This is a genomic window from Peterkaempfera podocarpi, assembly GCF_042466665.1.
Classification (GTDB): Bacteria; Actinomycetota; Actinomycetes; order Streptomycetales; family Streptomycetaceae; genus Peterkaempfera; species Peterkaempfera podocarpi.
In genome coordinates, this window is sequence record NZ_CP162102.1 from 4,673,713 (window position 1) to 4,691,757 (window position 18,045).

The 18,045-nt window shown below is 68.6% G+C and carries 7 protein-coding genes, 3 rRNA genes and 2 pseudogenes; 7 read left to right on the top strand and 5 right to left on the bottom strand.

The annotated features are described in order from the left end of the window. Window positions 1-129 precede the first annotated feature (129 nt). A complete protein-coding gene (locus AB0761_RS20550; RefSeq protein ID WP_377270551.1) occupies window positions 130-1,131 on the bottom strand; it encodes a TetR/AcrR family transcriptional regulator in 1,002 nt (333 codons plus the stop codon). A gap of 553 nt (window positions 1,132-1,684) precedes the next feature. Between AB0761_RS20550 and AB0761_RS20555 the strand changes: the two genes are divergently transcribed. From AB0761_RS20555 to rrf, 5 genes are all read left to right on the top strand, one after another. Then, window positions 1,685-3,001: an NAD(P)/FAD-dependent oxidoreductase gene (locus tag AB0761_RS20555; protein ID WP_377274231.1), complete on the top strand. Its 1,317-nt coding sequence runs from the start codon at window positions 1,685-1,687 to the stop codon at window positions 2,999-3,001. Between the two features lie 181 nt (window positions 3,002-3,182). After that, window positions 3,183-5,087 (top strand): SpoIIE family protein phosphatase, encoded by a 1,905-nt coding sequence (locus tag AB0761_RS20560; protein ID WP_377270552.1) that lies wholly within the window; start codon window positions 3,183-3,185, stop codon window positions 5,085-5,087. A 620-nt stretch (window positions 5,088-5,707) separates the two neighbouring features. Beyond that, a 16S ribosomal RNA gene (locus AB0761_RS20565) occupies window positions 5,708-7,223 on the top strand. Window positions 7,224-7,492: 269 nt separating this feature from the next. Next, window positions 7,493-10,612: ribosomal RNA gene (locus AB0761_RS20570) — 23S ribosomal RNA — on the top strand. Window positions 10,613-10,694: 82 nt separating this feature from the next. Then, window positions 10,695-10,811: ribosomal RNA gene (gene rrf, locus AB0761_RS20575) — 5S ribosomal RNA — on the top strand. The 16S, 23S and 5S rRNA genes sit together here, the layout of an rRNA operon. A gap of 76 nt (window positions 10,812-10,887) precedes the next feature. Here rrf and AB0761_RS20580 read toward each other — a convergent pair. Next, window positions 10,888-11,298: pseudogene (locus AB0761_RS20580) on the bottom strand (ricin-type beta-trefoil lectin domain protein); the annotation flags it as partial. Window positions 11,299-11,340: 42 nt separating this feature from the next. On the opposite strand from AB0761_RS20580, the gene AB0761_RS20585 reads away from it, so the two are divergent. Together AB0761_RS20585 and AB0761_RS20590 are read left to right on the top strand one after the other, a co-directional pair. Next, window positions 11,341-11,649 (top strand): hypothetical protein, encoded by a 309-nt coding sequence (locus AB0761_RS20585; RefSeq protein WP_377274555.1) that lies wholly within the window; start codon window positions 11,341-11,343, stop codon window positions 11,647-11,649. A gap of 329 nt (window positions 11,650-11,978) precedes the next feature. Continuing rightward, window positions 11,979-12,389, top strand: a complete 411-nt coding sequence (locus AB0761_RS20590; RefSeq protein ID WP_377270553.1) for a hypothetical protein — start codon at window positions 11,979-11,981, stop codon at window positions 12,387-12,389. Window positions 12,390-13,111: 722 nt separating this feature from the next. Here the strand turns inward: AB0761_RS20590 and AB0761_RS20595 are convergent. The 3 genes and pseudogenes from AB0761_RS20595 to AB0761_RS20605 all read right to left on the bottom strand — a co-directional run bounded on the left by AB0761_RS20595 (window position 13,112) and on the right by AB0761_RS20605 (window position 18,039). Further along, window positions 13,112-15,025, bottom strand: a complete 1,914-nt coding sequence (locus AB0761_RS20595) for a TraM recognition domain-containing protein (RefSeq protein ID WP_377270554.1) — start codon at window positions 15,023-15,025, stop codon at window positions 13,112-13,114. Between the two features lie 14 nt (window positions 15,026-15,039). Further along, window positions 15,040-16,394, bottom strand: a pseudogene (locus tag AB0761_RS20600) (ATP-binding protein). A gap of 70 nt (window positions 16,395-16,464) precedes the next feature. Beyond that, window positions 16,465-18,039 (bottom strand): SCO6880 family protein, encoded by a 1,575-nt coding sequence (locus AB0761_RS20605; protein WP_377270555.1) that lies wholly within the window; start codon window positions 18,037-18,039, stop codon window positions 16,465-16,467. Between the last annotated feature and the right edge of the window lie 6 nt (window positions 18,040-18,045).

The window sequence follows — 18,045 nt, forward strand, 5'->3', positions numbered from 1 at the left end:
CGGACACAGTCGGGTGGAGCCGCACCGCGACCCGTCGACGCCCTGCGCAGGGCTCTGGCCTCCCATCACCGGCAAAGGATGGCACAGCCGTCCGGTGCCGCGGGCCGGTGCGGCGGCGTATCCCACCCTTCAGGGGAGGCGTGCGCCCCTCCCGTCCGCCGGTTTCGCCCGTTCGGCCCAACCGCGGGGCGTCCAGGGCCCGTTGCCACGGTCAGGACACCCGCAACCCGTCCAGCAGTATCCGCAGCAGCCGCTCGGAACGCGCCTTCTGCCCCTCCCCCGGGAGTGCACCCGCCGACGCCGCGGCTCTCGCCTCGCCGCCGGGTCCGGGCCCGCGTAGGAGGGCACCGCCGCCGTCAGCACCAGCACCACATCCGCGACCGTCACACCGCCGCGCAGCTCACCCGCGGCCCCGGCCCGGTCCACCAGGGCGGCGAGCAGCCCCAGCAGCACCGCGGGATCGGCATCGGCCCCGTCCTCCCCGTCCGGCCCCGCGGCGCCGTCCACCCCGGGGGACGCCACATCCGGCGCGGCTGCGGGCTGCACATCCCCGCCGCCCGCGGCCCCGCCGCGGGCGAGCTGCTCCGCGAGGCGCACCGCCTCCGGCGGCAGCAGCCGGCCCGCTCCCGTGGCGACGGCCCGCGCCAGATACCCGGCCAGCGCCGCCCAGGGGTCGGGGTTGCCGTGCAGCGCCTCCCGGGCCTGGACGGTCAGCCAGGCGACCTCCTCCGAGGCGATCCGCCGCACCAGCACCTCCTTGCTCGGGAAGCGCCGGTACACCGTGCCCACCCCGACCCCGGCCCGCCGGGCGACCTCCTCCATCGGCGCCCCGTAGCCGAGTTCGCCGAAGACCTCACGCGCCGCACGCAGCACGCTCTCCAGATTGCGCCGGGCATCCACCCGCAGCCGCCCGCCGGGCCGCCGTCCTCCCGCACCGCCGGTACCCGGCTCCGGACGCGGCTCCAACGACCGCTGCCCCGGCACCACGCCCGCATCGGCCATACCCAACGCCGTCGGTGACGCGGCAATCGAGACGACCGCCCGCGCACCGCCCTGCATCCCGGCCGCAACGCCCCCCGGCGCTCCCAGCGCGGCGGACAGGCGCACCCGCGGCTGCTTCTGCTGATCCATGGCTCAGCCCTCCCCCGTGGGCCACCCGCGGAAGGGCGCCCACCATGCATCCCGCGCGCCCCCCGGCACGACAGGAGTCCAGACTCCACCGGCACGCTCGGCGTCCTCCCCGCCGACCCGGCCGGCCGCACTGCCCACTTCCCCCATCGGAACGGGTCACCGAGCCGGTACGGACGGCGACCGTCCCTGCCGACAGCGGTGCCCACGCGCCGATTGGCTGACGATAGTTGATGTGCATTCAGCTCCGACAGAGGACGGGGTGAGGATTCGGCCGTTCCGCCTCCGCAGCGCCGGCCCGCAACCGCGCACCGCCCGCCGGACCTGCGCGGACAACTGCTCCGCCGGCGCGGCCACCGGGCAACCCGGCCGGCGCCCGCCCGCCCCGCGGGCATCATCCGCCCCACGGATCCCGTACGCACTGTGGACAAGAGCCCCCCGCACGGTGCGTCATGGACACGTGAACCAGGTCACATTCTCCCAGGGCTCCATCGACCCCCGGCCGGAAAGCCGCCGGCCCGCCCGCATTCTTGTCGTCGGCGGAGGGTACGTCGGCATGTACGCCGCGCTGCGCATCCAGCGCCGGCTCAACCGTGGCGAGGCCGAGATCACCGTGGTCGAGCCGCAGCCGTACATGACCTACCAGCCGTTCCTCCCCGAGGCCGCCGCCGGTTCCATCGACCCGCGCCATGTGATCGTCCCGCTGCGCCGGGTGCTCCGCGGCTGCACCGTGGTCACCGGCGAGATCACCGCGCTGGACCACCGGGCCCACCTGGCCAGGGCGGCCACCCCCGCCACCCTCTCCACCGGCGCCCCGGACCTGGAGATCCCCTACGACCTGCTGGTCGTCGCCCCGGGCTCCGTCTCCCGGACCCTCCCCGTCCCCGGACTCGCCGAGCACGGCATCGGCTTCAAGACGGTCGAGGAGGCCGTGGGGCTGCGCAACCACGTCCTGGAGCAGCTGGACATCGCCTCCTCCACCCGCGACCCCGCCGTCCGCCAGGCCGCTCTCACCTTTGTCTTCGTCGGCGGCGGCTACGCCGGGGTGGAAGCACTCGCCGAGCTGGAGGACATGGCCCGCTACGCCACCCGCTACTACCACAACGTCACCCCCGACGACCTGCGCTGGATCCTCGTCGAGGCGACCGACCGCATCCTCCCGGAGGTCAGCCCGGAACTGGGCCGCTACACCGTCTCCGAACTGCGCGGCCGCAACATCGAAGTACGCCTGGGCACCAGACTGGAGTCCCTCACGGACCGCATCGTGGTCCTCTCCGACGGCAGCCGGTTCGCCGCCCGCACCCTCGTCTGGACCGCCGGCGTCCGCCCCGCTCCCGTCCTCACCGACTCCGACCTCCCCCGGGACCGGCACGGCCGCATCCGCTGCGAGCCGACCCTGCGGGTCAGCGGTCTCCAGGACGCCTGGTCGGCCGGGGACTGCGCCGCCGTCCCCGACCCCGGCCGTCCCGGTGAGTACTGCGCGCCCAACGCCCAGCACGCCGCCCGGCAGGGCGCCCTGATCGGCGACAACGTCCTCGCCCACCTGCGCGGCGGACCCCAGACCCCGTACCGGCACTCCCGCGACGGCGCGATGGCCACCCTGGGGCTGCACAAGGGCGTCGCCCAGATCGGCGGACGCCGGATCACCGGCCGCCCGGCCTGGCTGATCCACCGCGCCTACCACCTCAGCCGCATGCCGACCTTCAACCGCAAGGCGAGGGTCCTCGCCGACTGGATACTGGCCGGGCTCTCCACCCGTGAGATCGTCTCGCTGGGCTCGCTGGAGCATCCGCGCGCCGAATTCGAGGCCGCGATGGGCAGCGGTCCCCTGCGCCCGCCGCAGCCCGAGCCGCCGACACGGCCGAACGGCTGACCATCCGGGGGTGGCAGCACACGCCCGCGTCGAGGATCATGCAGGGCAGGGTGCGCCCGACGCACCCGGGGACGCCGGTCACGGCCGCCGATCCGATCGGTCACACTGGTCCATGACCCCGCGTGCGACTGCGCATGCGAGGAGTGACGAGTACGAGAAACGCGAGGAAGCAGCGGTCGTTTTGAATCTCACGCGCTGGAGCGCCCGGCTCCCCGGAGCACAGCGGCGAACCGCCCCGCAGCAGGCGGGCGAGCGGTCGCCCGGCCCCGCCGACGCCGCCTCCGGCACGGCAGCCGTCCCAACCGCCCGGCCCGTCCCGGGTGGCGCAGGCGACGACCTGGGCGGCCACGCCCAGGACGGTCAGGCCCCCGGCGGCCACGGTGCGGACAGCCGCGACTCCGACCCGCCCGCGGGTGGGCACGAGCTGTCCGTCCACGACGTCCTCGCCCACATCCCCGCCGTGGTCGCCGTCACCTACGGCCCCGACCACCACCTCGGCTATGTCAACCACGCCTACACCGAGGTCTTCGGCCGGCGCACCCCCGGCGCCCCGGCCCGGGACGCCATGCCCGAGCTCACCGAACTCGGACTGCTCCCCCTGATGGACCAGGTGCTGCGCGGCGGCCGCCCCCGTACCGTCAAGGCGCGCAGGGTCGTCCTCCCCACCGCACCCGACCGGCACCGCTACTACAGCTTCGTCTGCGCGCCCGTCCGCGCCGGCGAACCGCTCGCCGCGCAGCTCGCGGCCCTCGCCGGGGACGGCCACCGGCACCCCGCCGACACGCCCGACGGCCCCGAGCCGCTCCACACCCAGCGCGGCGCACTCGGTGTGCTGCCGACCCGCCGCCGCCCCGGCACCGCGGACGTACCCCAGACGGCAGAGGTCACCGGAGTACTGGTCTTCGCCGCCGAGGTCACCGACCAGATGCAGGTCGCCGAACGCCTCCGTGAGAGCGAGCGCCGGCACCGGGAGGCAGCCGTCACCCTCCAGCGCAGCCTGCTGCCGCAGAAGCTGGAGCAGCCCGACGACCTGCGGGTCGCTGCGACCTACCAACCGGGCGGCGCCGACGCGGCGGTCGGCGGCGACTGGTACGACGTGATCACCCTCGGCGGCGGCCGGACCGCCCTGGTGATCGGCGACGTCATGGGCCGAGGCATGCGAGCAGCCGCCGTCATGGGCCAGCTCCGCACCGCCGTCCGCGCCTACGCCCGCCTCGACCTGCCGCCCCACGAGGTGCTGCAGCTCCTGGACGGCCTGGCCATGGAGATCGACGCGACCCAGATCGCCACCTGCCTCTATGCGGTCTTCGACCCCAACGACAACTGCATCACCTACTCCTCGGCGGGCCACCTCCCGCTGATGATCCGCGAGCCCGACGGCACGGTCACCCGTGCCGACACGCAATGCGGGCCGCCCCTCGGCACCGGCGGCTGGCTGCACACCTCCGCCTCGGTACCGTTCAACCTGGGCGCCACCGGCGTGCTCTACACCGACGGGCTGGTCGAACGCCGTGGTGAGGACATCGATGTCGGCCTCGACCTGCTCGACCGCGCCCTGGGAGGCCCGGCCGGCCCGCCCGACATCCTCTGCTCCCGGCTGCTGCGCACCATGGGCGTCACCCCGGAGCACGACGACGACGTCGCCGTCCTGGCCTTCCAGCTCCCCCAGCGCGACGAACACACCGCAGACCTGTTCCGGGTCGCCTCCCTCGATCTGCTGGGCGCCCCCCAGACAGCGGCCCGCGCCCGCGCCTTCACCGGCGGAGTGCTCTCCAGCTGGCGCCTCAGCGATGAACTCCGCGACCTGGGCGTCCTCGCGGTCAGCGAACTGGTCTCCAACTCGCTCACCCATGGCATCCCGCCGATGCGGCTGCGCATCCGCCGCACCGACCGACGCCTGATCGTCGAGGTCACCGACGCCGACGACCATCTCCCGCGCCGACGCCGCGCCGCGGCGGCCGACGAATCCGGCCGCGGGATCGCCATTGTGGCCACCATCGCCTCCGCCTGGGGGACCCGGCGTACGCCGGACGGGGGAAAGGCGGTGTGGTGCGAGTTCCTGCTGCCGACAAGGCGTGCACTCTGAGAGTGCATCAGGAAACGTCCTGACGCGGTGTCGGCCTCGGCTTGACATCGATCGGCGAAGTGCCTAACGTACGTCGGGCTGCCTGACAGGGAGACCCGGACGCGCGCTCTGCACGGACGGTCCCGAGGCGGACTTCCTCTCATCACCACCCAAGCTCGATCGCTGCGGCGTCGGATCCGTCCGTCTGCCGTCTGCGGAGCCGTGTGCGGATTCGAGGAATTCGGCGAATTGGACCCGCTCGGGTGTTGTTCGCTAAGGTTCAATCCGTTCCGAGGCCGGGACACGCGGAAAGACTCGACAGAGAGATCTGATAGAGTCGGAAAGCGCCGAAAGGCCGAAGGAAATGCAGTAAGAAGCAGTGAAGAAGTAACCCCGCCAGCGGGGGTCGGAAAAGCGGTAAGCGGATCTGATAAGCTGGAGACACGAAGAAGGGAAGCGCCCGGAGGGGCCCGGAAGGGTTTCGATGGAAGCGTCCGTTCCTTGAGAACTCAACAGCGTGCCAAAATTCAACGCCAGATTTTTGAACCCTTTGGGTTCCTTTGAATGAAGTACAGCGAGGACGCTGTGCGCGGGTTCGGCTTATTCCGCCGGATGCCGTGCCGCTCTCGTGGATCTAAGCATTCACGGAGAGTTTGATCCTGGCTCAGGACGAACGCTGGCGGCGTGCTTAACACATGCAAGTCGAACGGTGAAGCCCTTCGGGGTGGATCAGTGGCGAACGGGTGAGTAACACGTGGGCAATCTGCCCTGCACTCTGGGACAACACCGGGAAACCGGTGCTAATACCGGATATGACGCACTCCTGCATGGGGGTGCGTGGAAAGCTCCGGCGGTGCAGGATGAGCCCGCGGCCTATCAGCTTGTTGGTGGGGTGATGGCCTACCAAGGCGACGACGGGTAGCCGGCCTGAGAGGGCGACCGGCCACACTGGGACTGAGACACGGCCCAGACTCCTACGGGAGGCAGCAGTGGGGAATATTGCACAATGGGCGAAAGCCTGATGCAGCGACGCCGCGTGAGGGATGACGGCCTTCGGGTTGTAAACCTCTTTCAGCAGGGAAGAAGCGCAAGTGACGGTACCTGCAGAAGAAGCACCGGCTAACTACGTGCCAGCAGCCGCGGTAATACGTAGGGTGCGAGCGTTGTCCGGAATTATTGGGCGTAAAGAGCTCGTAGGCGGCCTGTCGCGTCGGATGTGAAAGCCCGGGGCTTAACCCCGGGTCTGCATTCGATACGGGCAGGCTAGAGTTCGGTAGGGGAGATCGGAATTCCTGGTGTAGCGGTGAAATGCGCAGATATCAGGAGGAACACCGGTGGCGAAGGCGGATCTCTGGGCCGATACTGACGCTGAGGAGCGAAAGCGTGGGGAGCGAACAGGATTAGATACCCTGGTAGTCCACGCCGTAAACGTTGGGAACTAGGTGTGGGCGACATTCCACGTCGTCCGTGCCGCAGCTAACGCATTAAGTTCCCCGCCTGGGGAGTACGGCCGCAAGGCTAAAACTCAAAGGAATTGACGGGGGCCCGCACAAGCGGCGGAGCATGTGGCTTAATTCGACGCAACGCGAAGAACCTTACCAAGGCTTGACATACGCCGGAAAACCGTAGAGATACGGTCCCCCTTGTGGTCGGTGTACAGGTGGTGCATGGTTGTCGTCAGCTCGTGTCGTGAGATGTTGGGTTAAGTCCCGCAACGAGCGCAACCCTTGTTCTGTGTTGCCAGCGAGTAATGTCGGGGACTCACAGGAGACTGCCGGGGTCAACTCGGAGGAAGGTGGGGACGACGTCAAATCATCATGCCCCTTATGTCTTGGGCTGCACACGTGCTACAATGGTCGGTACAATGGGCTGCGATACCGCGAGGTGGAGCGAATCCCAAAAAGCCGGCCTCAGTTCGGATTGGGGTCTGCAACTCGACCCCATGAAGTCGGAGTCGCTAGTAATCGCAGATCAGCATGCTGCGGTGAATACGTTCCCGGGCCTTGTACACACCGCCCGTCACGTCACGAAAGTCGGTAACACCCGAAGCCGGTGGCCCAACCCTTGTGGGGGGAGCCGTCGAAGGTGGGACCAGCGATTGGGACGAAGTCGTAACAAGGTAGCCGTACCGGAAGGTGCGGCTGGATCACCTCCTTTCTAAGGAGCATATGGCCAGCTCGGGGCGAATGTCCTCGTGTGGTTGCTCATGGGTGGAACGTTGAATATTCGGCCTGGTCTCTTGGTCTTGGGGCTGTTAGTACTGCGCTTCGGCGTGTGGAACGCGGTTTTCGGGGTGGGGGTCTGGTTGGGCGCGCTGTTGGGTCCTGAGGGAACGGGTTTTTGGTTTCCTTGGTGCCGGTCCCATGCTGGGTGAGGTGGGTGGCTGGTCGTTGTTTGAGAACTGCACAGTGGACGCGAGCATCTGTGGCCAAGTTTTTAAGGGCGCACGGTGGATGCCTTGGCACCAGGAACCGATGAAGGACGTGGGAGGCCGCGATAGGCCCCGGGGAGCTGTCAACCGAGCTGTGATCCGGGGGTGTCCGAATGGGGAAACCCGGCAGTCGTCATGGGCTGTCACCCGCTGCTGAACACATAGGCAGTGTGGAGGGAACGCGGGGAAGTGAAACATCTCAGTACCCGCAGGAAGAGAAAACAACCGTGATTCCGGGAGTAGTGGCGAGCGAAACCGGATGAGGCTAAACCGTATGTGTGTGATACCCGGCAGGGGTTGCGCGTGCGGGGTTGTGGGTTTTTCTTGATCGGTCTGCCGGCCGGTCGGCGAGTCAGAAACCGTATGGGTAGTCGAAGGGCATGCGAAAGGCCCGGCGTAGAGGGTAAGACCCCCGTAGACGAAATCTGTACGGCTCGCTTGAAGAACACCCAAGTAGCACGGGGCCCGAGAAATCCCGTGTGAATCTGGCGGGACCACCCGCTAAGCCTAAATATTCCCTGGTGACCGATAGCGGATAGTACCGTGAGGGAATGGTGAAAAGTACCGCGGGAGCGGAGTGAAATAGTACCTGAAACCGTGTGCCTACAAGCCGTGGGAGCGTCGTTCGTCAGCTTGCTGGCGGGCCGTGACTGCGTGCCTTTTGAAGAATGAGCCTGCGAGTTTGCGGTGTGTGGCGAGGTTAACCCGTGTGGGGTAGCCGTAGCGAAAGCGAGTCCGAATAGGGCGTTTGAGTCGCATGCCCAAGACCCGAAGCGGAGTGATCTAGCCATGGGCAGGGTGAAGCGCGGGTAAGACCGTGTGGAGGCCCGAACCCACCAGGGTTGAAAACCTGGGGGATGACCTGTGGTTAGGGGTGAAAGGCCAATCAAACTCCGTGATAGCTGGTTCTCCCCGAAATGCATTTAGGTGCAGCGTCGTGTGTTTCTTGCCGGAGGTAGAGCACTGGATAGGCGATGGGCCTCACCGGGTTACTGACCTTAGCCAAACTCCGAATGCCGGTAAGTGAGAGCACGGCAGTGAGACTGCGGGGGATAAGCTCCGTGGTCGAGAGGGAAACAGCCCAGAACACCGGCTAAGGCCCCTAAGCGTGTGCTAAGTGGGAAAGGATGTGGAGTCGCAGAGACAACCAGGAGGTTGGCTTAGAAGCAGCCACCCTTGAAAGAGTGCGTAATAGCTCACTGGTCAAGTGATTCCGCGCCGACAATGTAGCGGGGCTCAAGTACACCGCCGAAGCCGTGTCACTCACACAATACTTCCAACGAAGGTGTGGGTGGGTAGGGGAGCGTCGTGTGCCGGGTGAAGCGGCGGCGGGAGCCAGTCGTGGACGGTATACGAGTGAGAATGCAGGCATGAGTAGCGATACAAGAGTGGGAAACTCTTGCGCCGATTGACCAAGGGTTCCTGGGTCAAGCTGATCTGCCCAGGGTAAGTCGGGACCTAAGGCGAGGCCGACAGGCGTAGTCGATGGACAACGGGTTGATATTCCCGTACCCGCTATGAAGCGCCAGCGTCGAACCCAGTGATGCTAAGCCCGTGAAGCCGCCTCTGATCTCTTCGGAGTGAGGGGGAGTGGTGGAGCCGGTGGCCCGAGCTGGTAGTAGGTGAGCGATGGGGTGACGCAGGAAGGTAGTCCATCCCGGGCGGTGGTTGTCCCGGGGTAAGGGTGTAGGCCGAGTGGTAGGCAAATCCGCCACTCATGAGGCTGAGACCTGATGCCGAGCCGATTGTGGTGAAGTGGATGATCCTATGCTGTCGAGAAAAGCCTCTAGCGAGTTTCATGGCGGCCCGTACCCCAAACCGACTCAGGTGGTCAGGTAGAGAATACCGAGGCGTTCGGGTGAACCGTGGTTAAGGAACTCGGCAAAATGCCCCCGTAACTTCGGGAGAAGGGGGGCCATTGCTGGTGAGGGGATTTTCTCCCTGAGCTGGTGGTGGCCGCAGAGACCAGCGAGAAGCGACTGTTTACTAAAAACACAGGTCCGTGCGAAGCCGTAAGGCGATGTATACGGACTGACGCCTGCCCGGTGCTGGAACGTTAAGGGGACCGGTTAGTCTCGATTCGTCGGGGCGAAGCTGAGAACTTAAGCGCCAGTAAACGGCGGTGGTAACTATAACCATCCTAAGGTAGCGAAATTCCTTGTCGGGTAAGTTCCGACCTGCACGAATGGCGTAACGACTTCTCGACTGTCTCAACCACGGGCCCGGTGAAATTGCATTACGAGTAAAGATGCTCGTTTCGCGCAGCAGGACGGAAAGACCCCGGGACCTTTACTATAGCTTGATATTGGTGTTCGGTTCGGCTTGTGTAGGATAGGTGGGAGACTGTGAAGCGGCCACGCCAGTGGTTGTGGAGTCATCGTTGAAATACCACTCTGGTCGTGCTGGATGTCTAACCTGGGTCCGTGATCCGGATCAGGGACAGTGTCTGGTGGGTAGTTTAACTGGGGCGGTTGCCTCCTAAAGGGTAACGGAGGCGCCCAAAGGTTCCCTCAGCCTGGTTGGCAATCAGGTGTTGAGTGTAAGTGCACAAGGGAGCTTGACTGTGAGACCGACGGGTCGAGCAGGTGCGAAAGCAGGGACTAGTGATCCGGCGGTGGCTTGTGGAAGCGCCGTCGCTCAACGGATAAAAGGTACCCCGGGGATAACAGGCTGATCTTCCCCAAGAGTCCATATCGACGGGATGGTTTGGCACCTCGATGTCGGCTCGTCGCATCCTGGGGCTGGAGTAGGTCCCAAGGGTTGGGCTGTTCGCCCATTAAAGCGGTACGCGAGCTGGGTTTAGAACGTCGTGAGACAGTTCGGTCCCTATCCGCTGTGCGCGTAGGAGTCTTGAGAAGGGCTGTCCCTAGTACGAGAGGACCGGGACGGACGAACCTCTGGTGTGCCAGTTGTTCTGCCAAGGGCATGGCTGGTTGGCTACGTTCGGGAGGGATAACCGCTGAAAGCATCTAAGCGGGAAGCCTGCTTCGAGATGAGGGCTCCCACCACCTTGAGTGGGTAAGGCTCCCCATAGACGATGGGGTTGATAGGCCGGGTGTGGAAGCCCAGTAATGGGTGGAGCTGACCGGTACTAATAGGCCGAGGGCTTGTCCATAGTTGCTACGCGTCCACTGTGTTGTTCTGAAACAACGACCGACCCTGCCCCTTCGGGGGTCGGGTTGAGAGTTTCATAGTGTTTCGGTGGTCATAGCGTGAGGGAAACGCCCGGTTACATTCCGAACCCGGAAGCTAAGCCTTACAGCGCCGATGGTACTGCAGGGGGGACCCTGTGGGAGAGTAGGACGCCGCCGAACAATCTTTAAGGAAGCCCCGTTCCGGGACCTCACGGTCCCGGAACGGGGCTTTCTGCATGTCCGGGCCCCGTATGCCTCAGCTCTGGAGCACGGCGGTCGCGCCGGCCCGCCAGGCCTGGTCGGTGCGGCCCTCGGCCCACTCCAGGGCCACGTCGTCGCCTGAGTTGTCGCCCGTGGGAGTGACCGCGAAGCGGTCGTCGATGAAGGGGCGGATGGAGCCGTCCCCGGCCAGTTGGAACCGCAGATTGTCGCCATGGCTGCCGGAGGCCGAGTCGCAGCCCCAGACCCCGACACCGCGGTCGGTGTCACCCCGTGAGTCCAGGCAGAAGTCAGGATTGGCGTAGTTGTGGAACAGGTGGTCCGAGTCCAGGAACCACTTCTGGGTGGTGGCACCGGTGCAGCTGTGCACGATGACATCGGCACCCTGGTCCGGGAACTGGTCCTGGACATCCAAGCAGAGGCCTGAGCGTACGTTGACCAGCTCGCTGTAGGTGGAGCCACGGGTCGGTGCGGCGGGATGGGGGCGCCGGTGGCGCCCGCCGTCGGCCGGGCGGAGGCGGTCGCCGTGGCGGTGGGCCGATGGCTGGGCTTCGCGGGGTGGGAGGCACTGGCCGACGCCGAGGCGGCGGTCGCCGACGGGGGTGGCGGGGCCATCGAGACGGTGGCCGTCACGGTCGCAAAGGCGGTCGTCCGCGAGATGACCAGCGGGGGCACTCCCAGAGGATCGGTGCCGTCTGCTGCAGCACTGCTGTTGGAGGGGACCAGGGTGACGATGGTGGTGGCGGCGGTGGCCGCGATGACCACCACGGCGGCCGTGGCGCTCACCGCCGGGAACTGACGGGCGATCCGCAGCAGTCGGCGGCCCCGCGGTAGGCCGCCGCGGTGGTCGGTGACGAAGGCGCCGTACGGGCGTCCGTTGCCGGCGGTGGACTCCGCCCCGGTGGCCGGGGGTGGCGAGGCCGGTGCGACCCCGGCCCCGCGGCGGGGCAGCAGGGCCCGCGGATTGCGTACGGCGATGGTGCGGCCGGTGACGGATCTGGCCAGTCGGGCCGCGACATAGGCGGCACCGCCCCAGACCAGGAGCCCTTCGGCGAGCACGGCATCGGGGCGTTCGCTCATGCCGACCAGATCGGTGAGCACCTGTGAGCACTGCGGGCAGTCGGCCAGATGGCGGTCCAGGTCCTCGCTCTGGTGGACGCCGGAGCGGCGCGCGGCGGCCTCCACCAGGCCGCTGAAGCGGCGGCACTCCTCGTCGGTGTGGCGCTGGGTCTGGGCCTGGAGGTAGGCGTCCCGGTAGGCCTCGCGGGCCTTCTCCCGGAGGTAGGGGACGCTCTGCGGTTCCAGGCCCAGCAGCTGGCCGGTCTCGGCGTCGTCGTCCTCCTCGACCACCGCGTGCCAGAGGATTGCCTGCGTGCGTTCCGGGAGGGCGCGGAAGGCGGCCGGCATGGGGGTGGCGGACTCGATGGAGTCCGGGTCGGTGCGGCCGTCCGGTGTGCCGACGGAGGCGCGGTCCAGCCAGTCGGTGAAGTCGGCGGTGAGGTCGGCCCGACGCCCGTCGGTGGCCCAGGCGGCTGCTGAGCGCCGCACCAGGACCAGCAGCTGGTGCCGCCAGGACTCCCGGGGTCCTCCGGAGGCCTGGACGGCCTTCTGGGCGCGGTCGAAGGCCTCGTCGGCGAGTTCCTCGGCCGCGTGCGCGTCCCGGGTGCAGATGCGGGCGTAGGCGAGCACCGCCCCGAAGTGACGGCGGCGCAGTTCGTCGACGGCCTCCAGCGCGATGGGTTCGTCGCTGCGGACCAGACGGCTCAGTTCGGCGTCGGCCAGGGTGGTGCAGGGGGGAGCGTCCAGGCTCGCCTCGCCCCAGAGGGTCTGGTCGCTGCTAGCGGTCTCCCTGGGGCGGATCCGGTCGAATCCATCGAACCGGTCGAAGCGATGGAGCTGAGACACCCTCTCGACTCCTCGTCCTGCGGCGCTCCCGTGCCAGGTAGTGACGCATGGTCACGCGGTCTGGTTCAGCCCGGCCTTGAGGGCAGGCCGAATGGAGTGCGGCCTGCCGCTGCCCGGGGGCGCCCATCGATCTGGTGGGTTGGGGCTGCCCATGTTGCTGGACTTGGGGCCGTCACGGAAGAGGAAATTACTGACGAGTCATATCGGTTTCGGAATTCGTGGCGGGTTCGTGTACAACTCGTGGCTGAGCGTGTCGAATCGGGGCGCTATGACCCCCATGTGAGACGAATTGTCAGGACGATTCCCGCGGTTGAACGGAATGGCGCGCTCATGACGACGGCTGCTGAGGGCTGCCTTCACCCTCCCCGGTGGAAACGGACAGTAGCCAGCAGCCCGGAGGCGGGGTGCAGTACGACGGCCTCACCCTCCGCTGCGGAGGCCGCCCCCCGACCGGCCCCCGGAGTGGTGGAGGGGCCGGGCCGCTCACCGCTGTGCGGGTCGGCCGTGGCGGCGAGCAGTGCCTGTACCGAGGACGCGGTGGCCGGGCCCAGTACGGTGCGGCTGGCCGCGGCTGTCCACAGCCTGTGGACGGAGCGCTCCTCCCAGCGGGCCCTGGCCTGTTCCGGTGAGCGCAGCAGCACCAGTGCGGCTACCCCCTGGGCGCCGCCCCGCGCGACCAGGTCGGGCAGGCCGGGGAGCGGGGCGACTGCTGCGACGTCGTCGAGGACGGCGAGCAGTGGTGGGTCGAGCCGACCGGAGGATGACCGTACGGCCATGCGCCGGCCGTGCTCGACCACGTCCTGGGCGAGAGCGGTCAGGAGCGGCATGGCACCGGGCTGGTGGTGCGGCGCCTCGACCGGCTCCGCCACCAGGTACAGCGTTCCCCGTTCAGCGAGCAGCGACTCCACATCCAGGCGATCCGTCATGGACGGTGTGCAGGACTGAAGAACGTGCAGTTCCTCCAGCGAGGAGAGGGTCCGGGCGAGCAACTCCCTAGCGGCGTCCATCAGTTGCCCACCGGTGGCGTGCTGGGCGGGGGCCAGGGCCGCCTCCAGTTCGCCGCTCCAGCCCTCCGCGGCACCGTGGTCGGTACGCAGGATCCGCACCGCGTCCCGGGTGCCGTGGCCGCCGGCCCAGCGGTGCACCTGGCGGAACGGGCGGCCGTCCAGCGCGGCCGCGTGCAGCCAGCAGCGCAGCAGGGTGCGGGCGGTGGTGTGGACGGCGGCACTGCCGGACCGGTGCAGGGGGACCACCGGGTGCAGCAGGGCGTCGGCGCGGGCCGTCGCGGTGGCCGGGTCGTCGCAGCGGTCGTGGGGTGCCCAGCGCAGCCGCTGCGGGGCCTCGGCCGAGGTGAGGCGGAGCGGGTCGAAGACAAGGACCGGCCCGGTCTTCTCGCGACGTGCCGCGGTGGCCTCCCAGGTGGCCGGTCCGGCGCAGGTGACCAGGACCGGACCGGGGGCCCGGAGGACGGCGGGCTGGACCAGCGCAGGGCCCTTGGTGACCGCGGCGGAGGGCGGGGCGAAGACGCAGTGGCCGCGGTCCAGCGGGGCGTACAGGGGGGTGCCGGTTGTGGTGTCGACGCCCAGGGCGACCCCGTAGGCGAGGGGGTCCGGTGCGCTCCGGGCGCCCGGTCCGGCGAGGCCGGTGTCGGGGTGGGGGCGGATGGCCGAGGCTCTGGGGAGCAGGGCGGCGAAGGAGAGCGGGTGCGGACCGGCCGCCGGCGCCGGGTCGGCTGCGGCCTTGGGTGACGGGACCGCCGGTCGTGGGGCCGCCGGGGGGACGGGGTGCGCGGGTGCCTCCGCGGCGATCGGGGCGATCGGTGCGAACAGTTCGTCCACAGGCTGTGGACAGTGAACCGGGACTGCCCGCACCGGTCCCGCCGTCCTCCGTGCGGCCTGCCGCAACCGGGCCCGGGCGGCGAGCCCCAGCAGCAACAGCGTGGTCAGCAGCACGAGCAGCGAGAAGAAGGTCCACCAGAAGGCGGTGGCCGAGGGCAGCGGCTGCGGACCGGCGTCGTCCCCGGTGGACGCCCAGGCGGCCGTGAGGTCGTGCGGCTGGGTGACCAGATGCCGGATCGCCTGCGCGGACCGGGTGAAGGGCAGATGCCCGGGCCAGCTGCCATGGGTCACCACAGCCGCCAGCCCGGTGGCCGTCCAGACCAGGGCCACCGAGCCCAGCAGCAGCGCCAGCAGGGCGATCACCGCCCCGTCCGGTATCCCGGAGCGGGGCGGGGACGTCGGGGCGGATGCGGGCGGCACGGGACGGGTCATGGCGTTCCGGGGTGTTAGGCGGCGGGGTCGTCGGCGAGTTGCTGCTCCGCTCGTGCGCGCTCGGCGACCGCGTCCTCGGTCATGGCACGGTCGGTGTAGACGAGCGGCCGCTCGGTCTCGGTGATGATGTGTTTGACGACCTGGACATTGCCGTTGACGTCCCACACGGCGATACCGGGGGACAGGGTGGGGATGATCTCGACGGCCCAGCGGGGGAGGCCGAGGACCCGGCCGGTGGCACGGGCCTCCTCGGCTTTCTGCATGTAGACGGTGCGGGTGGAGGCCATCTTGAGATGGCGGAGGCCTCCCGGGCGGCGGCGCCGTCGACCACGTCGGAGAGGTGGTGGACGACGGCCACGAAGGAGAGCCCCAGGCGGCGGCCGAACTTCAGCAGCCGCTGGAAGAGCTGGGCGACAAAGGGGCTGTTGATGATGTGCCAGGCCTCTTCCACCAGGAAGATGCGCTTCTTGCGGTCGGGACGGATCCAGGTGTGCTCCAACCACACGCCGACGATCGCCATCAGGATCGGCATCGCGATGGAGTTGCGGTCGATGTGGGAGAGGTCGAAGACGATCAGCGGCGCGTCCAGGTCGATACCGGCCGTGGTGGGGCCGTCGAACATGCCGCGCAGATCGCCGTCGACCAGCCGGTCCAGGACCAGGGCCACGTCCAGGCCCCAGGCGCGGACGTCGTCCAGCGACACCCCGAGCTGCTCCACCGAGGCCAGCCGGGGGTTGCGCAGGGTATCCACGATGTCGGTGAGCACCGGCTGGCGGTTGGTGACGGCGGAGTGGACATGGGCGTGCGCGGCCTTGAGGGCGAACCCGGCACGCTCCTCCAGACCGCGTCCCATCGCCACCTCGACGATGGTGCGCAGCAGCGCCAGCTGGCCGGTGGTGGTGATCGCCGGGTCCAGCGGGTTGAGTTTGATGCCGCCGTCCAGGGCGGCCATCGGGTCCAGCCGGATGGGCGTTATGCCGAGCGCCTCGGCGATCAGGTTCCATTCGCCGACCCCGTCCTCGCCCTGGGCGTCCAGCACCACCACCTGGCGGTCCCGGAAGCGCAGCTGGCGCAGCACATAGGTCTTCTCCAGCGCCGACTTGCCGTTGCCGGACTCGCCGAGCACCAGCCAGTGCGGGGCGGGCAGCTGCTGTCCGTAGAGCTGGAAGGGGTCGTAGACATAGCCCTTGCCGCTGTAGACCTCGCGGCCGATGATCACGCCGGAGTCACCCAGGCCGGGGGCGGCGGTGGGCAGATAGACGGCCTGTGCCTGACCGGTGGAGGTGCGCACCGGCAGCCGGGTCGTCTCCACCCTGCCGAAGAGGAAGCTGGTGAAGGACTCGGTCAGCGCGCTCAGCGGGGACGGCATGGCGGCTCCTCGGTGCGGCTGGACGGCGTGTGTGCGGCGGATCCGCGGACAATCGCCGTGTGATGGCGGGTCATCGGCGGATACCGGTGGCGAAGGGCAGGGTGTTGACGAAGGCGCGGTGGTGCTCGCGGTCGCACCACTCCAGCTTGAGGTAGCTCTTGCCGGCGGAGGCGCGGATGGTGCGTTTGTCACGGGCCAGGGCCTCGGGACTGCGGGACGAGACCGTGATGTACCCGACCAGGTTGACCCCGGCCGCGCCGGAGGCCAGGTCGTCGCCCCGCTGGTCCACCCGGCCGGAGTGGGCGAGGTCGCGGGGGTCGACGGTGCGGTTCATCTTGGCCGCGCGACTGGCCTCTGCGTCGTCGTTGGTCTTCTCGGTGAGCATCCGCTCGATGGCGACGTCGGTGGGCTCTAGGTCCATGGTGACGGCGACGGTGCGGATCACATCGGGGGTGTGGACCAGCAGCGGGGCGAGGAAGTTGACGCCGACCGGGGTGAGCGGCCACTCCTTCACCCAGGCCGTGGCGTGGCACCAGGGTTCCCGGGTCGCCGACTCCCGGGTCTTGGCGGTGAGGTACTGGGGATGGGTGGCGTCCAGCTCGGCCGGCCAGGCGTTGCGGCGGGACATGGCCTGGATGTGGTCGATCGGGTGGTCCGGGTCGTACATGGAGTGCAGCAGCGACGACAGCCGGGCCTGGCCGAGCGGCTGCCGGACCCGGATGTCGGCCTCGGCGAGACGGGCGCAGATGTCGGTGAGCTCACGGGCCATCACCGCGGCCATGCCCTCGTCGCCCCGGGCGCGGCGCTGCGCGGTACGGCCCATGGCGTTGGCCTCGGCGACCAGGTCCCGGGTGTAGTGCATGCACGCCACCAGATAGGCGCGGTGCTGCTCGGAGGAGGTGGAGACCATGGACTGCAGCTGGTCGTAGGAGTTCTGCAGCCACGGCGGGGCTCCGGGATCGCCTCGCCGCTCCACGTCCTTGGCGTGTGCGTCGGGGTCGGCGGGCAGGGTACGGGCCAGCATCTGCAGGCGGGTGACGAACCCGTCGCCGTTGGCGACATGCTTGAGCAGCGTTCCGAACCGGTCGACCAGCGCCTCCTGGTCCTCGGAGTCGCGCAGGCCGACACCGGGGCCCTCGATCTCGATGGCTGCGGTGACCGTGTGCCGGTCCAGATGGAGCAGCACCGCGACCTCGTCCGGGCCGAACGGAGCGGAGAGCCAGCGCAGCCGGCCGACGCCCGGCGGCGGCCCGACCTCCACCTCGCGCCCGTCGAGTCGGGTGCCGGCCTCCATCACCGAGGACTGCCAGCTGCCCTGGCCGGAGCGCACGGTGCGCCGATAGGTGCGGTTGATCTCCGCCCACTTGTAGAAGGTGCGACCGCGGTACGGGACGTAGACGGCGGCGAACGCGAGCACCGGGAAGCCGACCAGCCCGAGGATGCGCAGCAGCAGAATCTGCACCCACAGGCCCCACATCATGCCCAGGAAGGCCCCGAAGATGATCAGCAGCACCTCCCCGGTCTCGCGGTTGCGGCCGATGATGGCGTTGGGCCGGGCCTTGCCGATGAGGTAGGTGCGGCGCTGGTGGGCGTACGGGCTCCCGCCGTACTGTCCGCCGTACTGGCCGACGGGCTGGCTGGTCATGGGCCG

What these genes read in the sequence shown, in the direction of transcription:
- AB0761_RS20555 (WP_377274231.1), top strand. Translation starts at nt 1,685, where the DNA reads ATGTACGCCGCGCTGCGCATCCAGCGCCGGCTCAACCGTGGCGAGGCC.
- AB0761_RS20595 (WP_377270554.1), bottom strand. Translation starts at nt 15,025, where the DNA reads ATGACCCGTCCCGTGCCGCCCGCATCCGCCCCGACGTCCCCGCCCCGC.
- AB0761_RS20590 (WP_377270553.1), top strand. Translation starts at nt 11,979, where the DNA reads ATGGCGGTCCAGGTCCTCGCTCTGGTGGACGCCGGAGCGGCGCGCGGC.
- AB0761_RS20605 (WP_377270555.1), bottom strand. Translation starts at nt 18,039, where the DNA reads ATGACCAGCCAGCCCGTCGGCCAGTACGGCGGACAGTACGGCGGGAGC.
- AB0761_RS20550 (WP_377270551.1), bottom strand. Translation starts at nt 1,131, where the DNA reads ATGGATCAGCAGAAGCAGCCGCGGGTGCGCCTGTCCGCCGCGCTGGGA.